The sequence below is a fragment of the Streptomyces sp. NPDC018964 genome (assembly GCF_044390325.1).
Taxonomy (GTDB): domain Bacteria; phylum Actinomycetota; class Actinomycetes; order Streptomycetales; family Streptomycetaceae; genus Streptomyces.
Window position 1 is genome coordinate 14,679 of sequence record NZ_JBIRYZ010000030.1, and the last position, 20,803, is coordinate 35,481.

A 20,803-nucleotide genomic window follows, 5' to 3' on the forward strand; every position below is an offset into this window, starting at 1 on the left:
GTCAGGGCGTGGCGCCGATGTCTCCCGTCCCGGTACCACGGACCGGGGGACAGGTGTTCAGGGCGTGGCGCCGATGTCTCCCGTCCCGGTACCACGGGGACCGCGCGGCTGTCCGGAGGGCGGATTCCGGGGCGCGGGCCTTCTGCGGAGCGACACGACGTGAAGGGGTCCGGCACCGGTTCCCACCGGTGCCGGACCCCTTCATCGCGCCGGCCGCCTCCGGACCCTCAACCGGAGAAGCCGACGTGCGCGAGCCGCAGCGGGCCGCGCAGTCGCAGGCGCACGTCGTGCACACCGTCGACGACGGCGAAGGACGCGCGGAGCGTGGTGTAGTCGTACGGGCCGGACGTGGGTGCTCCCGGCGACAGCTCGGCGAGCACCGGCCCGCCGTCGAGCGAGACCTCGGCCGTGCCCTCGCCGGACACCTCCACGGTCACCTCCGTCGCCCCGCCGCCGAAGTCGCAGCGCCGGAAGAGGAGTTCGCCGTCCTTCCCGGCCACGGCGGTGACCGAGTCGCCCGCCGCCTTCGTACGGTCGACGATCTCGGCCCCGCTCTGCTCGTCGAAGCAGGCGGCGTCCAGGCCGTGTTCGAGGACGGGACGCGGGACGGCCGGCTCGCCGTCCAGGGTGATCGTGGCCCGTGCCCGCACGTCCTCGCTGGACGCCCCGGCCAGCAGCTCGTACGCCCCCGGCTCCACCCGCCACCGGCCCACCGCCACGTCCCAGAACGCGAAGGCGGACAGCGGAAGCACGAAGGACAGCCCGGCCGACTCCCCGGGCGCCAGCGTCACCCTCCGGTGCGCCAGCAGTTCGCGGCGCGGGCGCGGCACCGAGGGGTTCACGGCCCGGACGTAGAGCTGGGGCACCTCGTCGGCGGTGACGTCGCCGGTGTTGGTGACGGTGAGGGAGACCCGCACCGCCGAGTCGTCGACGTCCGCGGTCAGCTTCCCGTAGGAGAAGCCCGCGTACGACAGGCCGTGTCCGAAGGGGAACAGCGGCGTGCCCTCGAAGTACAGGTAGGTCTGCCGGCTGCCGATCACGTCGTAGTCGAGGAGGTCCGGCAGGTCGGCGTCGTCGGCGTACCAGGTCTGCGGCAGCCGGCCGGCGGGGGAGACGTCACCGGCGAGCACCCGGGCCAGCGCGGTGCCCGCGGCCTGACCGCCGTGCGCGGTCCACAGCAGCGCGGGGAGGTCCGCCGGGTCCACCGCGTACGGATAGGCGGAGGTCAGCACCAGCACCGTGTTCGGGTTGGCGGCGCGGGCCGCGCGCAGCAGCCGCTCCTGCTGGGCGGGCAGCCGCAGCGTCGTACGGTCCTCGGTCTCGCGCCCGTTGATGTGCGGGTCGTTTCCGGCGACCACCACGACCACGTCGGCGCCGGCCGCGACGCGCGTGACCGCGTCCTGCCCGCGCTCGACGACGACCGGTTCGAAGACCTCGGGATCCTCCTCGGCAACCTTCACGCCGTCGGCGGCGACCCGCACATGGCGTCCCGTCCCCAGATGCCTCAGGAGGTGACCGTCCCCGTGCGGTTCCAGCCGGAACGTCTCCTGCACGACCCAGCCGCCCGGCTGGTCGGCGGAGGCGCGCACGTACCCGTCCTCGGCGACCGAGAGGTAGCGGCCGTCGGGCGCCCGCAGGGTGAGCACGCCCCCGCCCCAGTCGACCAGGGCGAGTTCGGTGCCGTCCGCCTGAGCGACGAGCGGCGGCAGGTCGGTGCGGCCCGCGAGCAGCGCCGGGTCGAGGGCGCCCTCGGCGCCGCGCGCCGCCTCGGACGCCTCGGGGGCCGGCGGGACGTGCAGGAACGTACCGGCGGAGGTCTTCAGCAGCACCCGGTCCACCCCCTCGGCGAACTCCACGCGCTCGGCACCGAAGCGTTCGTAGAGGCCCTCCAGCGGGGTGGAGCGGTGGATGAGGCTGCCGCTGTACCAGTCGAGCTTGCACTCGTCGGCGAGCAGCCCGACGACCGCGATCCGGGCGTCCGGGGCGAGCGGCAGCGCGCCGTCGTTCTTCAGCAGGACGATCGCCTGCTCGGCGGCCTCCCGGGCGAGCGCCCGGTGCTCGGGGGTGTCGAAGGGCTGCTCCCCGGCGTACGGGTCCGCACCCGGATCGAACTCGCCGAGCCGGAACCGCACCGAGAGCTGACGGCGCACGGCCGTGTCGATGTCGGCCTCCGTCAGCAGGCCCCGCTCCAGCGCGCCCCGGATACGTCCGATGATCGTCGAGCTGTCGGTGCCGTGGTCGGTGAAGCTGTCGACCCCGGCCCGCAGGGCCGCCGCGGTGGCCTCCTCGTGGGTGTCGAAGTAGTGCTCGGAGTCGACCAGGTTGGACGGCGCCCCGGCGTCCGAGCAGACCAGCAGGTCCTCCTCGGTCCAGGCGCGCAGGTGCTCGCACAGGTACGGCGACACGTGGTTCGGGCGGCCGTTGACCAGGTTGTACGCCGGCATCACGCCGGCCACCGTGCCCGCCTCGACCGTCTCCCGGAAGGCGCGCAGGTCGTACTCGTGGAGCACGCGCGGGCGGACGGAGCTGGAGGTGGTGTCCCGCTCCGTCTCGTTGTTGTGCGCCAGCCAGTGCTTGAGGACGGGGGCGGTGCGCCAGTAGGCCGGGTGGTCGCCGCGCAGGCCCTGGGTGTAGGCGGTGGCGATCGCCGAGGTGAGCTTCGGGTCCTCCGAGTAGCCCTCCTCGCCCCGGCCCCACAGGGGGTGGCGCAACAGGTTGACGGTCGGCGCCCAGACGTTGAGGCCGACGCGGTCGTCGCGGCTGCGCATCGCCCGGACCTCGCGGGACACCGCCTCGCCCACCCGGCGCACCAGCTCCTGGTTCCAGGTCGCGCCCAGGCCGACGGCCTGCGGGAACACCGTCGCCGGGCCCATCCAGGCGACACCGTGCAGGGCCTCCTGCCCGGTGCGGAAGGCGGCGACGTCCAGACGCTCGACGGCCGGCGCGAACTGGTGCAGAAATCCGATCTTCTCGTCGAGGGTGAGCCGCGACAGGAGGTCGTCGATGCGCTTCGCGAACGGCAGGGTCGTATCGCGGAAAGGCGGCGTAGGCGGCGTTTGTGCGGTCACGTGGGGTTCCCCTCGGGATGGAGCGACGAGGCGCTTTCGAAGCGCTTCGATGCTCATTCGGAGCAGGGGTGGGTGTCAAGGGATCCGAGAGCAGCAGATCGGACGCCTCGTGGAAGATCCATGGGCATGATGCCTGCGTCGCGATCGCGCATACATCCGAGGAATCTTCGATGCGACCCTTGTGTGCCCCCAGGTGTTCACTTAACCTCGCAGCAACATCGAAGCGCTTCGACTGCGAGGCCCGCCTTTCCGGCGCACCTTCCGCCGAACCACCGCTTCGGCTCAGCCAGTTCCACTGAAGACACCGCAGCCGACGGCCACCGCCGGGTGTCCTGGTGCGCCATGAAGGGTTGACGCAATGACGCCGAACGCCGCCCCCACCTCCTCCGGACCGAGCCGGAGAGGCTTCCTCGCCTCCACGGCGGTCGCCACCGCCGCGGTGGCGGGAGGAATGCCGCTGCTCGCCGCGTGCGGCGGGTCCGACGGGGGCTCGCGGGACGGCACCACGTCGAGCAAGGACGCCAAGAAGATCCTCCCGGCGTACGTGGCGAGCAACGTGGTCACGCCCGACATCCCCAGCAAGAACGGTTCCGCGGTCGGCTTCACCGGCAAGCTCGACCTGGCGGGCCTGAAGACGTCGGTGCCGAAGAAGCTCGGCAAGGGCGGCAAGGTCACGATCATGTCGCCGTTCTGGGGCTCCCCGCCCAAGGGCGGCAACGCCTACTACACGTCGATGAACGACCTCATCGGCGTCGACGTGGTCTGGCAGAACCAGGACGGCAACACCTACGACCAGAAGCTCGGCGCGGTCCTCGCCTCCAGCGAGGTGCCCGACGTGGTGGTCGTGCCCGGCTGGAACATGACGGGCAAGATCCCCAGCGCCATCATCGGCAAGTTCGCCGACCTGGGCCCGTACCTGTCCGGCGACGCCGTCAAGGACTACCCGAACCTCGCGGCGATCCCCACCGACGCCTGGCAGCGGTCCATCTTCGGCGGCAAACTGCGCGGCCTCCCCATGCCGTCCTCCTACGTCACCGGCATCGTCCCGCTCTACCGCCAGGACATATTCGAGAAGGAGGGCTACGAAGTCCCCCGCTCGTGCGACGAGTTCATGGAACTGGCCAAGGACGCCACCAGCGCCAAGGCCAAGCGCTGGGCCTGCCTGGACATGAAGTGGACCGCCTTCAACGCCTTCGGCGTGCTCTCCGGCGAGGAGAAGTCGCTCGGCTGGAACATGGTCGACGGCAAGCTGATCTACCGCATCGAGACCGAGGAGTACCTCGAGGCCCTGGAGTGGACGCGCAAGCTGTTCGCCGCCGGGGTCGTGCACCCCGACGCCGAGCTGGGCAAGAGCAACGCCACCGACGCCGGACCCAAGTTCGCCGCCGGCGAGTTCCTGATCTACAACCAGGACATGTCGCAGTGGTGGAGCCGAACCGCCGAACAGGCCACCCAGAACCCCGAGTTCAAGATCTGGGGCATGGACATCTTCGGCCACGACGGCGGCGACCCCACGCTGTGGGCCAAGAACCCGGCCGGCATCTTCGCCTTCGTCAACAAGAAGGCCTCGGAGGCCGTGATCCGCGACGTGCTGGCCGTCGCCAACGTCACCGCCGCGCCGTACGGCACCAAGGAGTACATGGCCACCAACTACGGCGTGGAGGGCACCCACTACACCGTCAAGGACGGTGTGCCCACCAAGACCGACCAGGGCAACATCGACGTGATGAACGCCTACGTGATGGTCGCGAGCCCCGCCCCGACCATCGCCCACCCCGACTTCCCCGAGGTCGCCAAGGGCCAGGTGGAGTGGCAGCAGCGCATGGGCGCCTTCACCAGGAAGTCGGCCTTCTACGGCATGCAGATCACCGAGCCCGCCCGCTGGACCAACCTCTCCAACGACTTCGAGCAGCTGGAGGACGACGTCGTCCGCGGCCGCAAGAAGGTCAGCGACGTGCAGCAGGCCGTCTCCGACTGGAAGAGCAAGGGCGGGGACGAACTCCGCGACTGGTACAAGAAGATCCTCGACGAGAACGGCTCGGCGGCCGGCTGACCGGGTACCGAGGCAAGGAGAACCGCCGTGTCCCACAGCACGGTGCCTCGGACCGACACCGAGGCCGAAGCGAAGGAGAACCCCCCGGCGGCGCACGGCGGCGCCACCGGGGCCGCGAAGAAACCGCCCGCCGGGAAGCTCAGCCTCCGGCTGAGGTTCCGGCGCGACCGCGTCCTGCTGCTGATGACGCTGCCCGCCGTGCTGCTGGTGCTGCTCTTCAACTACGTGCCGATCCTCGGCAACGTCGTCGCGTTCCAGGAGTACGACCCCTACATCAGCGACAACGGGGTCGTCTCCATCCTGAACAGCCCCTGGGTCGGCCTGGAGAACTTCCAGCGGATCTTCGAGGACTCCGCCTTCTGGAACTCGGTCCAGAACACACTGGTGCTGTTCGTCCTCCAGCTGGTGCTGTACTTCCCCATCCCCATCCTGCTCGCGCTGCTCATCAACAGCGTGGTCAGGCCGCGGGTGCGGGCGATCTCGCAGGCCATCCTCTACCTGCCGCACTTCTTCTCCTGGGTGCTGGTCATCGCCGTCTTCCAGCAGCTGTTCGGCGGCGCCGGGCTGCTGTCCCAGCTGCTGCGCGACCACGGGTACGACGGGCTCAGCCTCATGACCGACCCGGAGACCTTCAAGTTCCTGGTCACCGCGCAGAGCGTGTGGAAGGACGCGGGCTGGGGGATCATCGTCTTCCTCGCCGCGCTGGCCTCGGTCAGCCCCGACCTGTACGAGGCCGCCGCGATGGACGGCGCCAACCGCTGGCGCCGCATGTGGCACGTCACCCTGCCCGCGCTGCGCCCGGTGATCGCCCTGCTGCTGGTGCTGCGCGTCGGTGACGCCCTGACGGTCGGCTTCGAACAGATCCTGCTGCAACGCGACGCCGTCGGACCGGGAGCCGCGGAGGTCCTCGACACCTTCGTGTGGTGGAACGGCGTGCGCAACCAGGACTTCGGCTACGCGGCCGCCGCGGGACTCGTCAAGGGCGTCATCAGTCTCGGCCTGGTCCTGATAGCGAACAAGGTGGCCCATCTCATGGGCGAGCAGGGGGTGTACAAGAAGTGACCACCGTCATCGACAAGCCCGCGCGTACGCCCGGCCGCTGGGCGGCCCCGCCCCGGCCGGTGTGGGAGGAGAAGCCCAGCCGGGCCGGGCTCGCGGGCAAGGGTCTTGTCCTGTTCCTCGCCTGCCTGGCCATCCTGTTCCCGCTGTGGATCGTCGTGGTCACCAGCCTGTCCACGCGCAAGGCCATCGACGAGGCCGGCGGACTGGTGATGATCCCGACGGACATCACCTTCGTCGCCTACCAGGAACTGCTCAGCGGCGGCCAGGTCACCCGGGCGGCGCTCGTCAGCATCGGCATCACCCTCGTCGGCACCCTCTTCTCGATGGCGGTGTCGGTGCTGTGCGCCTACGGACTGTCCCGCAGCGGCTCGCTGGGCCACCGCTCGATCCTCATGGTGCTGCTGGCCACGATGTTCTTCAGCGCCGGCCTCATCCCCACCTACCTGCTGGTGCAGTCCCTCGGCCTGACGGACAGCTACCTCGCGCTGATCCTGCCCAGCGCGATCAGCGTCTTCAACATCCTGGTGCTGCGCGGCTTCTTCATGGGCATCTCGCAGGAGCTGATCGACAGCGCCCGCATCGACGGCGCCGGGGACCTGCGCATCCTGTGGCAGATCGTGCTGCCGCTGTCCCGCGCGGTCGTCGCGGTGATCACGCTGTTCTACGCCGTCGGCTACTGGAGCGCCTGGTTCAACGCCTCCCTGTACCTCAACGACCAGGACATGCTGCCCCTGCAGAACGTCATGATCCAGCTCGTGCAGAAACAGGAGGCGCCGGTCGGCCTCGGCCAGGCGATCAAGACCGGTGAACTGTCCGGTCTGGCCGTGCAGATGGCCGTCATGGTGATGGCGCTGCTGCCGGTGGCCGTGCTGTCGCCGTTCGTCCAGAAGCACTTCAAGAAGGGGATGCTCACGGGGGCGGTCAAGGGCTGACCGCCCTGCCCCGCCGGGGGCCGCGTCGTGCTTCATCGGCCACGGGTCCGTCGTGGCCGGCCGCGCGGTTCCCCGCGCCCCCGAGGTACTCCGCTCACCCCCCGACCACGAGGTCCCCCATGCCCAGTCTGAACGACGCCACCCGAGGCCGCCTCCTCTACGGCGGCGACTACAACCCCGAGCAGTGGCCCGAGGAGGTCTGGCACGAGGACGTCCGCCTGATGAAGGAGGCCGGCGTCAACTCCGTCACCCTCGGCGTCTTCTCCTGGTCGAAACTCGAACCCCGCCCCGGAGAGCGGGACTTCGGCTGGCTCGACCGGCTGATGGGCCTGATGCGCGACCACGGCATCGGCGTCGTCCTCGCCACTCCGACCGCCTCCCCGCCCCCCTGGATGGGGCACCTCCACCCGGACACCCTGCCCCGTGACGCGGAGGGCCGCACCGAGTGGTGGGGCGGACGCCAGCACTTCTCGCACTCCAGCGCCACCTACCGCCGCTACGCCGCCGCGATCACCGAGGACCTGGCCGCCCGCTACGCCGGCCACCCGGCCCTCACGATGTGGCACATCAACAACGAGTACTGCACCTACGACTGGGGCGACGAGGCCGCCGCCCGCTTCCGCACCTGGCTGCGCCACCGTTACGGCACCCTCGACGCCCTCAACACCGCCTGGGGCACCGCCTTCTGGAGCCAGGACTACGGCGACTGGGCCGAGGTGCTGCCGCCCCGCCACGCGCACTACCTGAAGAACCCCACCCAGGTGCTGGACTTCAAGCGCTTCACCTCCGACATGCTCCTGGAGTGTTACACCGCCGAACGCGACATCGTCCGCCGGCACACCCCGCACCTCCCGGTCACCACCAACTTCATGCCGCTGTGGGCCGGCCAGGACGCCTGGCGCTGGGCCGAGGAGGAGGACGTCGTCTCCGTCGACCTCTACCCCGACCCGCGCGACCCCCTCGGCGCGCAGAGCGGCGCCCTGGTCCAGGACATGACCCGCTCCCAGGCCCGCGGACCCTGGATGCTCATGGAGCAGGCGGCCGGAGCGGTCAACTGGCGCCGGGTGAACCACCCCAAGCCGCGCGGCCTCAACCGCCTGTGGTCCCTCCAGGCCGTGGCGCGCGGCGCCGACGCCGTCTGCCACTTCCAGTGGCGCCAGTCCCGGCAGGGCGCCGAGAAGTTCCACTCCGGGATGGTCGGCCACGCCGGCGAGCGGGGACGTACGTACCAGGAGGTCAAGCGGATCGGCGCGGACCTCGCCCGGATCGCCCCGCACACCGCCGGCACCGGGATCACCGCCGACGTCGCCGTGCTGCACGACTGGCACTCCTGGTGGGCCGGCGACCAGGAGGCCCGCCCCTCCCACGAGGTCGACCACCCGAAGGTCCTGAGCGCCTGGCACCGCGCCCTCTGGCAGGCCCACCTCACCACCGACTTCGCCCACCCCGCACACGACCTGACCGGTTACCGGCTCGTCGTCGTCCCGCAGCTCTACCTCCTCACCGACGAGGCCGTCGACAACCTCCTCGCCTACGTACGCGGCGGCGGCACCCTCGTCTGCGGCTTCCTGACCGGCGTCGCCGACCAGGACGACCGGGTCCGGCCCGGCGGCATGGACGCCCGGCTGCGCGAGCTGTTCGGCATCCGCACCCTGCACGAGTGGTGGCCGCTGGACGCGGGGGAGACCGCCGACTGCGAGGGCGGCCTGCGCGGCACCCTGTGGTCCGAGGAACTGGAGCCCGACGGCACCGCCGACGAGACCGTCCGCTACCGGGGCGGGGAACTCGACGGACTGCCCGCCGTGCTGCGCAAGGGCCGCGCCTGGTACGTCTCGACGCTCCCCGAACCGGAGGCGCTGCGCGCCCTGCTGACCCGCATCGCCACCGGCGCGGGCGTCCGGCCGGTGCTCGACGGGCTCCCGGACGGAGTCGAGGCGGTCCGCCGCGGTGAGCTGCTGTTCCTGCTCAACCACGACCGCGAACCGGTCACCGTGGACGTCCCGGGAACCCACCACGACCTGCTGACGGAGGACACCGTGACCGACCGGATCACCCTCGGCCGCTACGGCGTGGCGGTGCTGAGGCCATGAGCACCGCGCCCGTCCACGGAACCTGGGAGCCGCGGCCGGCCGCCCGCTGGGAGGACGCCTTCCTGAGCGGCAACGGCCACCACGGCGCCCTCGTGTTCGGCGATCCGGACGACGACCGGACCGTCGTCACCCATCACACCCTCGTCCGCCCGGCCGAGGGCGAGGGACACAATCGGCTGCCGCCCCGGCTCGCCGACGGACTGTCCGGCCTCCAGGACCGGCTGCTCGCCGGCGACACGACCGCCGCCGAGGACTTCACCGACGGCCGCCCGCTGCAGTGGGTGCGACCCTTCCACCCGGCCTTCCAGGTCCGCGTGCGCCGCCCGGACGGCGACCCGGACCCGGGCGGATACCGCCGTACGCTCGACTTCGCCACCGGCGTCGCGGAGGCGACCCGCACCGGCTGGACCAGCCGGGTCTTCGTCTCCCGCGCCGACGACGTGATCGTCCAGCACGTCACCGGCCCCGGACTCACCCTCGACGTCCTGCTGGACCACCGGCTCCCGGGCGCCCCCACCGGCCTGGGCGTCGGCCACGGCGCCGTCCTCACCCCCGAGGGCGCCCTGCTCAGCCTGCGCGCCCGCTACCCGGGCACCGACCTCGCCTGCACCGGCGTCACCCTGGTCACCGTCACCGGCGGCCGGACGGCGCTCGCCCCGCCGGGCGTGCACGTCGAGGGCGCCCGGTCGGTGCTGCTGCTCACCCGGGTGCGGCGGCACACCGGGGAACTCGACGTGGTCGCCGAGGGCCGCGCCCTGCGCGACCTGCTCGCCGACACCCCCGGCTCCCCGTACGACGGCCTCCTCGCCCGCCACCTCCCCCTGCACCGCACCGCCTACGAACGCGTCACCCTGGACCTCGCCGCCGACCCGGACGAACGCGCCCTGCCGGGCTCGGAGCTGCTCACCCGGCCGCGCGGCGCCGCCCTGCTCGAACGGCTCTTCGCGGCCGGCCGCTACCACCTGCTGTCCGCCAGCGGCCTGTTCCCGCCCCGGCTCACCGGACTGTGGACCGGCGACTGGGACACCGCCTGGTCCGGCGCCTTCACCCACGACGCCAACCTCAACCTCCAGACCGCCTCCGCCGCCGCGGCGGCCCTCCCCGAGGTCACCGGGGCACTGGCCGCCCTGATCCGGCGGCAGCTGCCCGACTGGCGGGACAACGCCCGCGCGGTCTTCGGCACCCGGGGCGTGGTCGCGCCCGCCCACAGCGACGGCGAGTCGGGGCACTCGTACCACTTCAGCCGCGAATACCCGCTGCACCTGTGGACCGCCGGCGCCGACTGGCTGCTCAAACCCCTCGTCGACCACGACGAGACCCGCGGCGCACGCGACCCGCACACCGCCGCCGCGCTCGCCGAAGTCGCCCTGTTCTACGAGGACTTCCTCACCCGCACCGACGGCGAGGGCCGGCCGGTCGTCGTCCCCTCCTACTCGCCCGAGAACCGGCCCGCCAACGCGAGCTGGGGCACCGTCAACGCGGCCATGGACCTCTCCGCCGCCCGCCACGCCCTGCGGACCGCCGCCGCGTACCACCCGGAGCACGCCGACCGCTGGCGCGCCCTCGCCGACCGCCTCCCGCCGCACCGGATCAACGCCGACGGGGCGCTCGCCGAGTGGGCGTGGCCCGGCCTGGAGGACTCCTACGACCACCGCCACCTCAGCCACCTCTACGGCGTCTGGCCCCTGGACGAGATCACCCCCTACGACACCCCCGGGCTGGCCGCCGCCGCCCACCGCGCCCTGGAACTGCGCGGCGCCGAGAACGACTCCGCCCACGGCCACCTGCACCACGCGCTGATCGCGGCCCGCCTCCGGGACGGCGAGCGGGTCGCCCACGCGCTCGGCCAGGTCCTCGACGGCGACTTCTTCCACGCCTCCCTGATGAGCGCGCACTACCCGCACCGCCACGTCTACAACGCCGACGCCGCCCACACCCTGCCCGCCGTGCTGATCGAGGCGCTCGTGCAGTCCACCCCCGACCGGCTGGTCCTGCTGCCGGCGCCCCTCCCGGCGTACCCGAGCGGCGAACTGCGCGGCATCCGCACCCGGTTCGGCGCCTCACTCGACCTCACCTGGTCCCCGGACGCCGTCACCGCCGTCGTCCGGCCGACCCGTACCCACCGCATCGACCTGTGGACTTCCGCCGGCGTCGAACCGCTCGACCTGGTCGCCGGAGAAGACCGCGTCCTCACCCCGAAGGCGCGGTGACCCCCCGCGATTCCCCCCACCCATGGAAGGAATGCCATGGCACCAAGCACCCTGAGCAGGATCACCAAGGTCCTGCTGGCACCCGCCCTCGCGCTCGGCGCGACGGTCGGCCTCGCCTCCGCCCCCGCGCACGCCGCCGTCTGGAGCTCCTGCGACCAGTGGGGCAACACCAGCCTCAACGGCTACACCCTCTACAACAACATCTGGGGTTCCGGCGCCGGGGCCCAGTGCGTCTGGGCCAACTCCGGCACCAACTGGGGCGTGTGGGCGAACCATCCGAACACAGGCGGCATCAAGTCCTACCCGAACGCCAAGAAGGTGATCAACAAGTCGATCACCTCCCTCTCCTCGCTCACCAGCAGCTACAAGGTCACCGTCCCGTCCTCGGGCGCGTACAACACCTCGTACGACATCTGGGACACGGACTACGACTACGAGATCATGCTCTGGGTCAACCACAACGGCGCCGTGGGCCCGCTCGGCTCCTCGCAGGGCACCGTGAGCCTCGGCGGCCACACCTGGAACGTCTACAAGGGGAACAACGGCGCCAACGAGGTCTTCTCGTTCCTGCGCACCTCGGACTCGAACTCCGGCACGGTCGACATCCTCCCGATCCTCAGGTGGATCAAGGACACCAAGGGCTGGATGGGCAACGAGACCATCGGTGACGTGCAGTTCGGCTACGAGATCACCTCGTCGTCCGGCGGCCTCGACTTCCGCACCGACAACCTGACGGTGTCGGGCGGTTAGGCACCACGTCTCCGCGCCGCCCGCACCGCTGCCCGGTGCGGGCGGCCGCGGGCGGTCCGGCGGACCTGCCCACCGGACCGCCGGGCAGGAGCCGTCTCGATGACCGGCCGGGAGCCACCCGGCGTTCCGGCGCCGTGGCGCCGCGAGCGACCGCGCCCGCCCCACCGGGCGGGCTACGGGGCGGGTGCCGGGCCCGAGCTGGCGCGGACCGTCAGTTCGGGCGCGATCAGCACGACCTCGTCGCCGCCCCGCCCGTCGAGCTTGGCGACCAGCTGTTCCACGGCGAGCCGGCCCATCTCCTGCGCGGGAACGGCGACCGACGTCAGCCGCACCGAGGCCTGCACGGCGACCTGTTCCGGACAGATCGCGACCACCGAGACGTCCTCGGGCACGGCCCGCCCCTGCTGCCGCAGCAGGGCGAGCAGGGGTTCCACCGCCGCCTCGTTCTGCACGACGAAGCCCGTGGTGCCGGGGCGTTCGTCGAGGATCCGGGCGAGCGTCACGGCCATCGCGTCGTACCCGCCCTCGCACGGCCGGTGCAGCAGCCGCAGCCCCAGCTCCCGCGCCCGGCCGCGCAGTCCGTCCAGGGTGCGCTCGGCGAAGCCGGTGTGCCGTTCGTAGACCGCCGGTGCCTCGCCGATGACGGCGATGTCGTGGTGCCCCCGCTGGGCGAGATGCTCCACGCACAGCGCACCGGTGGCCTTGAAGTCGAGGTCGACGCAGGTCAGCCCGGCGGTGTCGGCGGGGAGACCGATCAGCACCGCCGGCCGGTCGGTCTTCCGCAGCAGCGGCAGGCGCTCGTCGTCGAGTTCGACGTCCATCAGGATCATGCCGTCGGCGAGTCCGCTGCCCGAGACCCGGCGCACCGCGTCCGGGCCCTCCTCACCGGTGAGCAGCAGCACGTCGTACCCGTGGGTGCGGGCCGTGGTGGCCACCGCGATGGCGATCTCCATCATCACCGGCACGTACATGTCCGTACGCAGCGGAACCATCAGCGCGATGGTGTTCGACCTGCTGCTGGCCAGGGCACGGGCCCCGGCGTTCGGGTGGTACCCGAGCTCGTGGATGCTCCGCTCGACCCGCTGCCGGGTGTTCGCGGAGATGGACCGCTTGCCGCTGAGGACATAGCTCACCGTGCTCGCGGAGACTCCGGCGTGCTGGGCGACCTCGGCGAGGGTGACCATCCAGTCTCCAAGCTTGTGAAGCGCTTCGACGATATGCGCAATGTGTAGGGGCAGGTGAGGGTGGCTTGACAGTAACCCCACAGGAGGACGGGTGTCCATAGGCCGTCGAAGCGCTTCGACAGCCTTCTCCAGAGCTGGGCCGGACCGAAGGGGCACCGGAGGAATTGTCCCTCACTCCCGCCCGCCCGCCGGGCGCGGGAGCATCGGCCGTACGGCCGCACGAAGGGTGGCGGAGTGGCTACGGATCGGGTACATACGATCGAGTAGCACCAATCGGTAATGTAATGACACCATCCCATTCGCGGCGAGGTGAGCCTCATGTCCGCAGCACCCGAGTCTCCGTCCCGGCCCACGGTCACCGAACGTGAGGCCCGTCAGGTGGCGGAGGCGGCCCGGGAACAGGATTGGCGCAAGCCCAGCTTCGCCAAGGAACTGTTCCTCGGCCGCTTCCGGCTCGACCTGATCCACCCCCACCCCCTGCCCGCAGACGAGCACGTCCAGCGCGGCGAGGAGTTCCTCGCCAAGCTCCGCGACTTCTGCGAGACGAAGATCGACGGCGCCCGGATCGAGCGTGACGCCCTGATCCCCGACGACGTGATCACCGGGCTCAAGGAGCTCAGCGCCCTCGGCATGAAGATCGACACCAAGTACGGCGGCCTCGGCCTCACCCAGGTCTACTACAACAAGGCCCTCGCCCTGGCCGGCTCCGCCAGCCCGGCGATCGGCGCGCTGCTCTCCGCCCACCAGTCGATCGGCGTCCCGCAGCCGCTGAAGATCTTCGGCACGCGGGAGCAGAAGGAGACGTTCCTGCCGCGCTGCGCCCGCACCGACATCTCGGCCTTCCTGCTCACCGAGCCCGACGTCGGCTCGGACCCGGCACGGCTCGCCACCACCGCCGTGCCCGACGGCGACGAGTACGTCCTCGACGGGGTGAAGCTGTGGACCACCAACGGCGTGGTCGCCGACCTCCTGGTGGTCATGGCGCGCGTGCCGAAGTCCGAGGGCCACCGGGGCGGCATCACCGCGTTCGTGGTCGAGGCGGCCTCCGAGGGCGTCACCGTGGAGAACCGCAACGCCTTCATGGGCCTGCGCGGGCTGGAGAACGGCGTCACCCGCTTCCACCGGGTCCGCGTCCCCGCCTCCCACCGCATCGGCGAGGAGGGCCAGGGCCTGAAGATCGCCCTGACCACGCTCAACACCGGCCGGCTCTCCCTGCCCGCGATGTGCGTCGGCTCCGGGAAGTGGTGCCTGAAGATCGCCCGCGAGTGGTCGGCGGCCCGGGAGCAGTGGGGCAAACCGGTGGCGCTGCACGAGGCCGTGGGCTCCAAGATCGCGTTCATCGCGGCCACCACCTTCGCCCTGGAGGCCGTGGTCGACCTCTCCTCGCAGATGGCCGACGAGGACCGCAACGACATCCGCATCGAGGCCGCCCTCGCCAAGCTGTACGGCTCGGAGAAGGCCTGGCTGATGGCCGACGAACTGGTCCAGATCCGCGGCGGACGCGGCTTCGAGACCGCCGAGTCCCTGCGGGCGCGCGGCGAGCGGGCGGTCCCGGCCGAGCAGATGCTGCGCGACCTGCGCATCAACCGCATCTTCGAGGGCTCCACGGAGATCATGCACCTGCTGATCGCCCGCGAGGCCGTCGACGCCCACCTCTCGGTCGCCGGCGATCTGATCGACCCCGAGAAGTCCCTCGGCGACAAGGCGCGGGCGGGCGTGGGCGCGGGCGTCTTCTACGCCAAGTGGCTGCCGAAACTCGTCGCCGGACCCGGACAGCTCCCCGGCACGTACGGCGAGTTCAAACACGACGTCGACCTCTCCGGGCACCTGCGCTACGTCGAGCGCACCTCCCGCAGGCTCGCCCGCTCCACCTTCTACGCCATGTCCCGCTGGCAGGGGAGGATGGAGACCAAACAGGGCTTCCTGGGCCGGATCGTCGACATCGGCGCCGAGCTGTTCGCCATGAGCGCCGCCTGCGTCCGCGCCGAACTCCTGCGCGGCCGCGGTGAGAACGGCCGCGAGTCCTACCAGCTCGCCGACGCCTTCTGCCGCCAGGCCCGCGTCCGAGTCGAGGAACTCTTCGGCCGCCTGTGGACCAACACCGACGACGTCGACCGCAAGGTCGTCAAGGGCGTGCTCTCCGGCACGTACGAGTGGCTGGAGCAGGGCATCATCGACCCCTCGGACGACGGCCCCTGGATCGCGGACGCCACCCCCGGCCCGAGCGCCCGGGAGAACGCCCACCGTCCGGTCCGCTGACGGCGCGTGCCGCCACGGCACCGAGGGGAGGGCGGCCGGGTCCCCGCACCCGGCCGCCCTCCCCTTTTCCCGTCCGGTGCGCCCAACTCCCTGGCCACTGCGGGTTTTTACCGTTTCGCGGGACGTGCGCCGGGCTCTTGGACGATTGCTTACCCTTCCTTGCCGTTCCCTGTGTGAACCTTGCCCCACTCGTTGCGGTCGATGGCGAAAGGTGGATGACCTCCCACAACCCGACGAGGGGTCATCCGCATGTCCTCCCACCGCATACGCACGGCCGTCGTCTCCGCGCTCGTCGCCCTCACGGCCGTCACGGCGACCTCCTGCACCGCCCCCGCCTCCGCCTCCCCGGACGACAAGCCCGGGGAGACCCCCCACTGGAGCTACGAGGGCGCCACCGGCCCGGAGCACTGGGCCTCGCTCAGAGAGGACTTCGAGACCTGCGGGAAGGGCCGCGAACAGTCACCCGTCGACCTCACCGGGGACACCGCCGTCGAGACGGACGCACCCGTCACCGTCCACTACCGGCCCGTCACCGCGGAAGTCGTGAACAACGGCCACACCGTCCAGGCCAACGTCTCCGCCGGCAGCGGCATCGTCGTCGACGGCACCACGTACCGGCTGCGGCAGTTCCACTTCCACCTCCCCAGCGAGCACACCGAGGACGGTGAGCACACGGCCATGGAGATGCACTTCGTGCACGAGGACGACAAGGGACGGATCGCCGTCCTCGGCGTGCTGATGCGGACGGCGAAGGGGCACTCCGCCTTCACGGACCTGTGGAAGCACCTTCCGGCCGAGGAGGGCGGGCAGAGCCACATCACCCGGCCCGTCGACCTCACACGCTTCCTCCCCGGCGACCGCGACCAGTACCGCTACGAGGGCTCCCTGACCACCCCGCCCTGCACGGAGGGCGTCAAGTGGACCGTGCTGGAGGACCAGGTGCGCGTCACCCCGCGGCAGGTCGCGGCGTACCGGGAGCTGTTCCCGAGGAGCAACCGCCCGGTCCAGCCGCGGGGTGACCGTGAGATCGACCACGTCGACCGCTGACCGGCGGGCGCGGCGCGGCGGCCGGGACCGACGGCCGGCCACCGGGCCGGGGGCCCGGCGGCGGTCGCGACCCGACACAATGGGTCCATGACCGACGCTCCAGCCCCCCTCGCCGACCCGCACCTCGTCTACGACCCCGTGGCGGGAGACGGACCGAAGGACGTGGTGATCCTCGGCTCCACCGGGTCGATCGGCACCCAGGCCATCGACCTCGTGCTGCGCAACCCCGGCCGCTTCCGGGTCACCGCCCTGTCCGCCCACGGCGGCCGGGTCGCCCTCCTCGCCGAGCAGGCCCGCCGGCTGCGGGTGCGCACGGTCGCCGTCGCCCGCGAGGACGTCGTACCGGAGCTGCGCGAGGCGCTCTCGGCGCGGTACGGGGCGGGGGAGCCGCTGCCCGAGATCCTGGCCGGGAAGGACGCGGCCACCCAGGTCGCCGCCTCCGACTGCCACACCGTCCTCAACGGCATCACCGGCTCCATCGGTCTCGCCCCGACCCTCGCCGCCCTGGAGGCGGGCCGCACCCTCGCGCTCGCCAACAAGGAGTCGCTCATCGTCGGCGGCCCGCTGGTCAAGGCGCTCGCCGCGCCCGGTCAGATCATCCCGGTCGACTCCGAGCACGCCGCCCTCTTCCAGGCGCTGGCCGCCGGCACCCGCGCCGACGTGCGCAAGCTCGTCGTCACCGCCTCCGGCGGCCCCTTCCGCGGCCGCACCAGGGAGCAGCTGGCCCACGTCACCGTCGAGGACGCCCTCGCCCACCCCACCTGGGCCATGGGCCCGGTCATCACGATCAACTCCGCGACCCTCGTCAACAAGGGCCTGGAGGTCATCGAGGCGCACCTGCTGTACGACATTCCCTTCGACCGCATCGAGGTGGTCGTGCACCCGCAGTCGTATGTCCACTCGATGATCGAGTTCACGGACGGATCGACACTGGCCCAGGCGACGCCCCCCGACATGGGCGGGCCGATCGCCATCGGTCTCGGCTGGCCCGAACGGGTCCCCGACGCCGCCCCCGCCTTCGACTGGAGCAAGGCGTCCACCTGGGAGTTCTTCCCGCTCGACAACGAGGCCTTTCCCTCGGTGAACCTCGCCCGGCACGTCGGCGAGCTCGCGGGAACCGCCCCGGCGGTGTTCAATGCGGCGAACGAGGAGTGCGTGGAGGCGTTCCGCGCCGGCACGCTGCCCTTCAACGGAATCATGGAGACCGTCACCCGGGTCGTCGAGGAACACGGCACCCCGGCGTCGGGAACCTCACTGACCGTGTCGGACGTCCTCGAAGCGGAGACCTGGGCGCGGACGAGGGCCCGGGAACTGACAGTCCGGACGGCGAGCGCGGAGGCGCGTGCATGACGACCCTGATGTTCATCCTCGGCATAGTCGTCTTCGCGGCCGGCCTGCTGTTCTCCATCGCGTGGCACGAGCTGGGCCACCTGTCCACGGCCAAGATGTTCGGCATCCGCGTGCCCCAGTACATGGTCGGCTTCGGCCCCACCATCTGGTCGCGGAACAAGGGCGAGACCGAGTACGGCGTCAAGGCGATCCCGTTCGGCGGCTACATCCGCATGATCGGCATGTTCCCGCCCGGCCCCGACGGCCGCCTCGAGGCCCGCTCCACCTCACCGTGGCGCGGCATGATCGAGGACGCCCGCTCCGCCGCCTTCGAGGAGCTCGGGCCCGGCGACGAGAAGCGCCTGTTCTACACGCGCAAGCCGTGGAAACGGGTCGTCGTGATGTTCGCGGGCCCCTTCATGAACCTGATCCTCGCGGTGGCGCTGTTCCTCACCGTGCTGATGGGCTTCGGCATCCAGCAGCAGACCACCACCGTCAGCTCGGTCTCGCAGTGCGTGATCGCGCAGACCGAGAACCGCGACGACTGCAAGAAGTCCGACCCCCAGTCCCCGGCCGCCGCCGCCGGGATGAAGGCCGACGACAGGATCGTCGCCTTCGACGGGGTCAGGACCGATGACTGGGCCACCCTCTCCGACCTCATCCGCGACAGCGCCGGCAAGCAGGTGCCGATCGTCGTCGACCGCGACGGCCGGGAGGTCACCCTCCGGGCCACGATCGCCACCAACATGGTCGCCAAGAAGGACGGCAACGGCGCCTACGTCGAGGGCGAGTACGTCAAGGCCGGCTTCCTCGGCTTCAGCGCCGCCACCGGCGTCGTCAAACAGGACCTCGGCGAGTCCGTGGTCTGGATGACCGACCGGGTCGGCGACGCCGTCGACTCCCTCGCCGCCCTGCCGTCCAAGATCCCCGCCCTGTGGGACGCGGTCTTCGGCGACGGCCCCCGCGAACCCGACTCCCCGATGGGCGTCGTCGGCGCGGCCCGGGTTGGCGGCGAGATCGCCACCCTCGACATCCCCGCCTCGCAGCAGCTCGCCATGTTCGTGATGCTGCTCGCCGGCTTCAACCTCTCCCTGTTCCTGTTCAACATGCTCCCGCTGCTGCCGCTCGACGGCGGACACATCGCGGGCGCCCTGTGGGAGTCGCTGCGCCGCAACCTCGCCAAGGTGCTGCGCCGCCCGGATCCCGGCCCGTTCGACGTGGCGAAACTGATGCCGGTGGCCTACGTGGTGGCCGGGATCTTCGTCTGCTTCACCCTCCTCGTCCTGGTCGCGGACGTGGTGAACCCGGTGCGGATCTCGTAGCCCCGGGGGGACGTCACCTGCCGTTCACGATGGCCTGGAACCCTTTCGTTCCGGGCTATCGCCCTTTGGGCGGGTTTACGACCGTGATGTGCCCGGGCGTTGGCCAGTGCCGTAATCTCGGAGCCCGGAGCCCGCTGCTCACGGGGAGCCGGACCTTGATCCACGACTTGGGGTTGCACAGCAGATGACTGCGATTTCTCTCGGCATGCCGTCCGTTCCGACCAAGCTCGCCGAGCGCCGGAAGAGCCGGCAGATCCAGGTCGGCTCCGTGGCGGTGGGCGGGGACGCCCCCGTGTCCGTGCAGTCGATGACGACCACGCGCACGTCCGACATCGGCGCCACCCTCCAGCAGATCGCCGAGCTCACCGCCTCCGGCTGCCAGATCGTCCGCGTGGCCTGCCCCACCCAGGACGACGCCGACGCCCTCCCGGTGATCGCGAAGAAGTCGCAGATCCCGGTGATCGCCGACATCCACTTCCAGCCCAAGTACGTCTTCGCCGCGATCGAGGCCGGCTGCGCGGCGGTCCGCGTGAACCCGGGCAACATCAAGCAGTTCGACGACAAGGTCAAGGAGATCGCCAAGGCGGCCAAGGACCACGGCACCCCCATCCGCATCGGCGTCAACGCCGGCTCGCTGGACCGGCGCCTGCTCCAGAAGTACGGCAAGGCGACCCCCGAGGCGCTGGCCGAGTCCGCCCTGTGGGAGGCGTCCCTCTTCGAGGAGCACGACTTCCGGGACATCAAGATCTCCGTCAAGCACAACGACCCGGTCGTCATGGTCGAGGCCTACCGCCAGCTCGCCGCCCAGTGCGACTACCCGCTCCACCTCGGCGTCACCGAGGCCGGGCCCGCCTTCCAGGGCACCATCAAGTCGGCCGTCGCCTTCGGCGCGCTGCTCTCCCAGGGCATCGGCGACACCATCCGCGTCTCGCTGTCGGCCCCGCCGGTCGAGGAGATCAAGGTCGGCATCCAGATCCTGGAGTCGCTGAACCTGCGCCAGCGCGGCCTGGAGATCGTCTCCTGCCCGTCCTGCGGCCGCGCCCAGGTCGACGTGTACAAGCTCGCCGAGGAGGTCACCGCCGGCCTGGAGGGCATGGAGGTGCCGCTGCGCGTCGCCGTCATGGGCTGCGTGGTGAACGGTCCCGGCGAGGCCCGCGAGGCCGACCTGGGTGTCGCCTCCGGCAACGGCAAGGGCCAGATCTTCGTGAAGGGCGAGGTCATCAAGACCGTGCCCGAGTCGAAGATCGTGGAGACGCTGATCGAGGAGGCGATGAAGATCGCCGAGGAGATGGAGAAGGACGGCGTGACGTCGGGCGAGCCGCGGGTCTCGGTGGCCGGCTGACCACGCCGGCTGACCCTGCCGTCCGGCCACGCCCTCCGGCCCGTCCGGCGCCCGGGGACGGCGGGTTCAGGACCGAAGCGGGATCCGGGGTCGGCGTTCCCCGGATTCCGCGGGTACAGTGCGGAGGAATCAGCAGACCCCCGTGTGTGAGGCCC

Annotated in this window: 13 protein-coding genes; 11 read left to right on the forward strand and 2 right to left on the reverse strand. The window is 71.2% G+C overall.

What is annotated here, in order from left to right:
- Window positions 1-227 precede the first annotated feature (227 nt).
- Window positions 228-3,068 carry a glycoside hydrolase family 3 C-terminal domain-containing protein gene (locus tag ACH5AO_RS33060; RefSeq protein WP_398931168.1) on the reverse strand — a complete coding sequence of 947 codons (2,841 nt, stop codon included), beginning with the start codon at window positions 3,066-3,068 and terminating at the stop codon, window positions 228-230.
- A gap of 358 nt (window positions 3,069-3,426) precedes the next feature.
- On the opposite strand from ACH5AO_RS33060, the gene ACH5AO_RS33065 reads away from it, so the two are divergent.
- The 6 genes from ACH5AO_RS33065 (at window position 3,427) to ACH5AO_RS33090 (ending at window position 12,165) form a co-directional block, all read left to right on the forward strand.
- A complete protein-coding gene (locus ACH5AO_RS33065; RefSeq protein ID WP_398931170.1) occupies window positions 3,427-5,121 on the forward strand; it encodes an extracellular solute-binding protein in 1,695 nt (564 codons plus the stop codon).
- 27 nt (window positions 5,122-5,148) lie between these two features.
- Window positions 5,149-6,183 carry an ABC transporter permease gene (locus tag ACH5AO_RS33070; RefSeq protein WP_398931172.1) on the forward strand — a complete coding sequence of 345 codons (1,035 nt, stop codon included), beginning with the start codon at window positions 5,149-5,151 and terminating at the stop codon, window positions 6,181-6,183.
- Entirely contained in the window at window positions 6,180-7,115 is a 936-nt protein-coding gene (locus tag ACH5AO_RS33075) for a carbohydrate ABC transporter permease (protein WP_398931173.1), read from the forward strand. Before ACH5AO_RS33070 ends, ACH5AO_RS33075 begins: the two co-directional genes overlap by 4 nt.
- 119 nt (window positions 7,116-7,234) lie before the next feature.
- The gene (locus tag ACH5AO_RS33080) at window positions 7,235-9,205 is read left to right on the forward strand and encodes a beta-galactosidase (protein WP_398931175.1); all 1,971 of its coding nucleotides are present in this window, start codon (window positions 7,235-7,237) and stop codon (window positions 9,203-9,205) included.
- On the forward strand, window positions 9,202-11,415 hold the full coding sequence (locus ACH5AO_RS33085) for a glycosyl hydrolase family 95 catalytic domain-containing protein (protein ID WP_398931177.1): 2,214 nt from the start codon (window positions 9,202-9,204) through the stop codon (window positions 11,413-11,415). Before ACH5AO_RS33080 ends, ACH5AO_RS33085 begins: the two co-directional genes overlap by 4 nt.
- A 36-nt stretch (window positions 11,416-11,451) precedes the next feature.
- Complete coding sequence (locus ACH5AO_RS33090) at window positions 11,452-12,165, forward strand: hypothetical protein (RefSeq protein WP_398931179.1); 714 nt, start codon at window positions 11,452-11,454, stop codon at window positions 12,163-12,165.
- A 173-nt stretch (window positions 12,166-12,338) separates the two neighbouring features.
- Here the strand turns inward: ACH5AO_RS33090 and ACH5AO_RS33095 are convergent, their stop codons facing one another.
- Window positions 12,339-13,349 carry a LacI family DNA-binding transcriptional regulator gene (locus ACH5AO_RS33095; RefSeq protein WP_398931181.1) on the reverse strand — a complete coding sequence of 337 codons (1,011 nt, stop codon included), beginning with the start codon at window positions 13,347-13,349 and terminating at the stop codon, window positions 12,339-12,341.
- A gap of 318 nt (window positions 13,350-13,667) precedes the next feature.
- Here ACH5AO_RS33095 and ACH5AO_RS33100 point away from each other — a divergent pair, with 318 nt between their 5' ends.
- The 5 genes from ACH5AO_RS33100 (at window position 13,668) to ispG (ending at window position 20,648) form a co-directional block, all read left to right on the forward strand.
- Entirely contained in the window at window positions 13,668-15,608 is a 1,941-nt protein-coding gene (locus ACH5AO_RS33100; protein WP_398931183.1) for an acyl-CoA dehydrogenase family protein, read from the forward strand.
- A gap of 249 nt (window positions 15,609-15,857) precedes the next feature.
- The gene (locus tag ACH5AO_RS33105; RefSeq protein WP_398931185.1) at window positions 15,858-16,655 is read left to right on the forward strand and encodes a carbonic anhydrase; all 798 of its coding nucleotides are present in this window, start codon (window positions 15,858-15,860) and stop codon (window positions 16,653-16,655) included.
- Window positions 16,656-16,742: 87 nt separating this feature from the next.
- Window positions 16,743-18,005 (forward strand): 1-deoxy-D-xylulose-5-phosphate reductoisomerase, encoded by a 1,263-nt coding sequence (dxr, locus tag ACH5AO_RS33110; RefSeq protein WP_398931187.1) that lies wholly within the window; start codon window positions 16,743-16,745, stop codon window positions 18,003-18,005.
- Window positions 18,006-18,013: 8 nt separating this feature from the next.
- Window positions 18,014-19,306, forward strand: coding sequence for a M50 family metallopeptidase (locus ACH5AO_RS33115; RefSeq protein ID WP_398931281.1), 1,293 nt, complete (start codon window positions 18,014-18,016; stop codon window positions 19,304-19,306).
- Between the two features lie 184 nt (window positions 19,307-19,490).
- Window positions 19,491-20,648, forward strand: coding sequence for a flavodoxin-dependent (E)-4-hydroxy-3-methylbut-2-enyl-diphosphate synthase (gene ispG / locus ACH5AO_RS33120; protein WP_398931189.1), 1,158 nt, complete (start codon window positions 19,491-19,493; stop codon window positions 20,646-20,648).
- The last annotated feature ends 155 nt before the right edge of the window (window positions 20,649-20,803 follow it).

What these genes read in the sequence shown, in the direction of transcription:
- ACH5AO_RS33065 (WP_398931170.1), top strand. Translation starts at nt 3,427, where the DNA reads ATGACGCCGAACGCCGCCCCCACCTCCTCCGGACCGAGCCGGAGAGGC.
- ACH5AO_RS33080 (WP_398931175.1), top strand. Translation starts at nt 7,235, where the DNA reads ATGCCCAGTCTGAACGACGCCACCCGAGGCCGCCTCCTCTACGGCGGC.
- ACH5AO_RS33085 (WP_398931177.1), top strand. Translation starts at nt 9,202, where the DNA reads ATGAGCACCGCGCCCGTCCACGGAACCTGGGAGCCGCGGCCGGCCGCC.
- ACH5AO_RS33090 (WP_398931179.1), top strand. Translation starts at nt 11,452, where the DNA reads ATGGCACCAAGCACCCTGAGCAGGATCACCAAGGTCCTGCTGGCACCC.
- ACH5AO_RS33095 (WP_398931181.1), bottom strand. Translation starts at nt 13,349, where the DNA reads ATGGTCACCCTCGCCGAGGTCGCCCAGCACGCCGGAGTCTCCGCGAGC.
- ACH5AO_RS33100 (WP_398931183.1), top strand. Translation starts at nt 13,668, where the DNA reads ATGTCCGCAGCACCCGAGTCTCCGTCCCGGCCCACGGTCACCGAACGT.
- ACH5AO_RS33105 (WP_398931185.1), top strand. Translation starts at nt 15,858, where the DNA reads ATGTCCTCCCACCGCATACGCACGGCCGTCGTCTCCGCGCTCGTCGCC.
- dxr (WP_398931187.1), top strand. Translation starts at nt 16,743, where the DNA reads ATGACCGACGCTCCAGCCCCCCTCGCCGACCCGCACCTCGTCTACGAC.
- ACH5AO_RS33115 (WP_398931281.1), top strand. Translation starts at nt 18,014, where the DNA reads ATGTTCATCCTCGGCATAGTCGTCTTCGCGGCCGGCCTGCTGTTCTCC.
- ispG (WP_398931189.1), top strand. Translation starts at nt 19,491, where the DNA reads ATGACTGCGATTTCTCTCGGCATGCCGTCCGTTCCGACCAAGCTCGCC.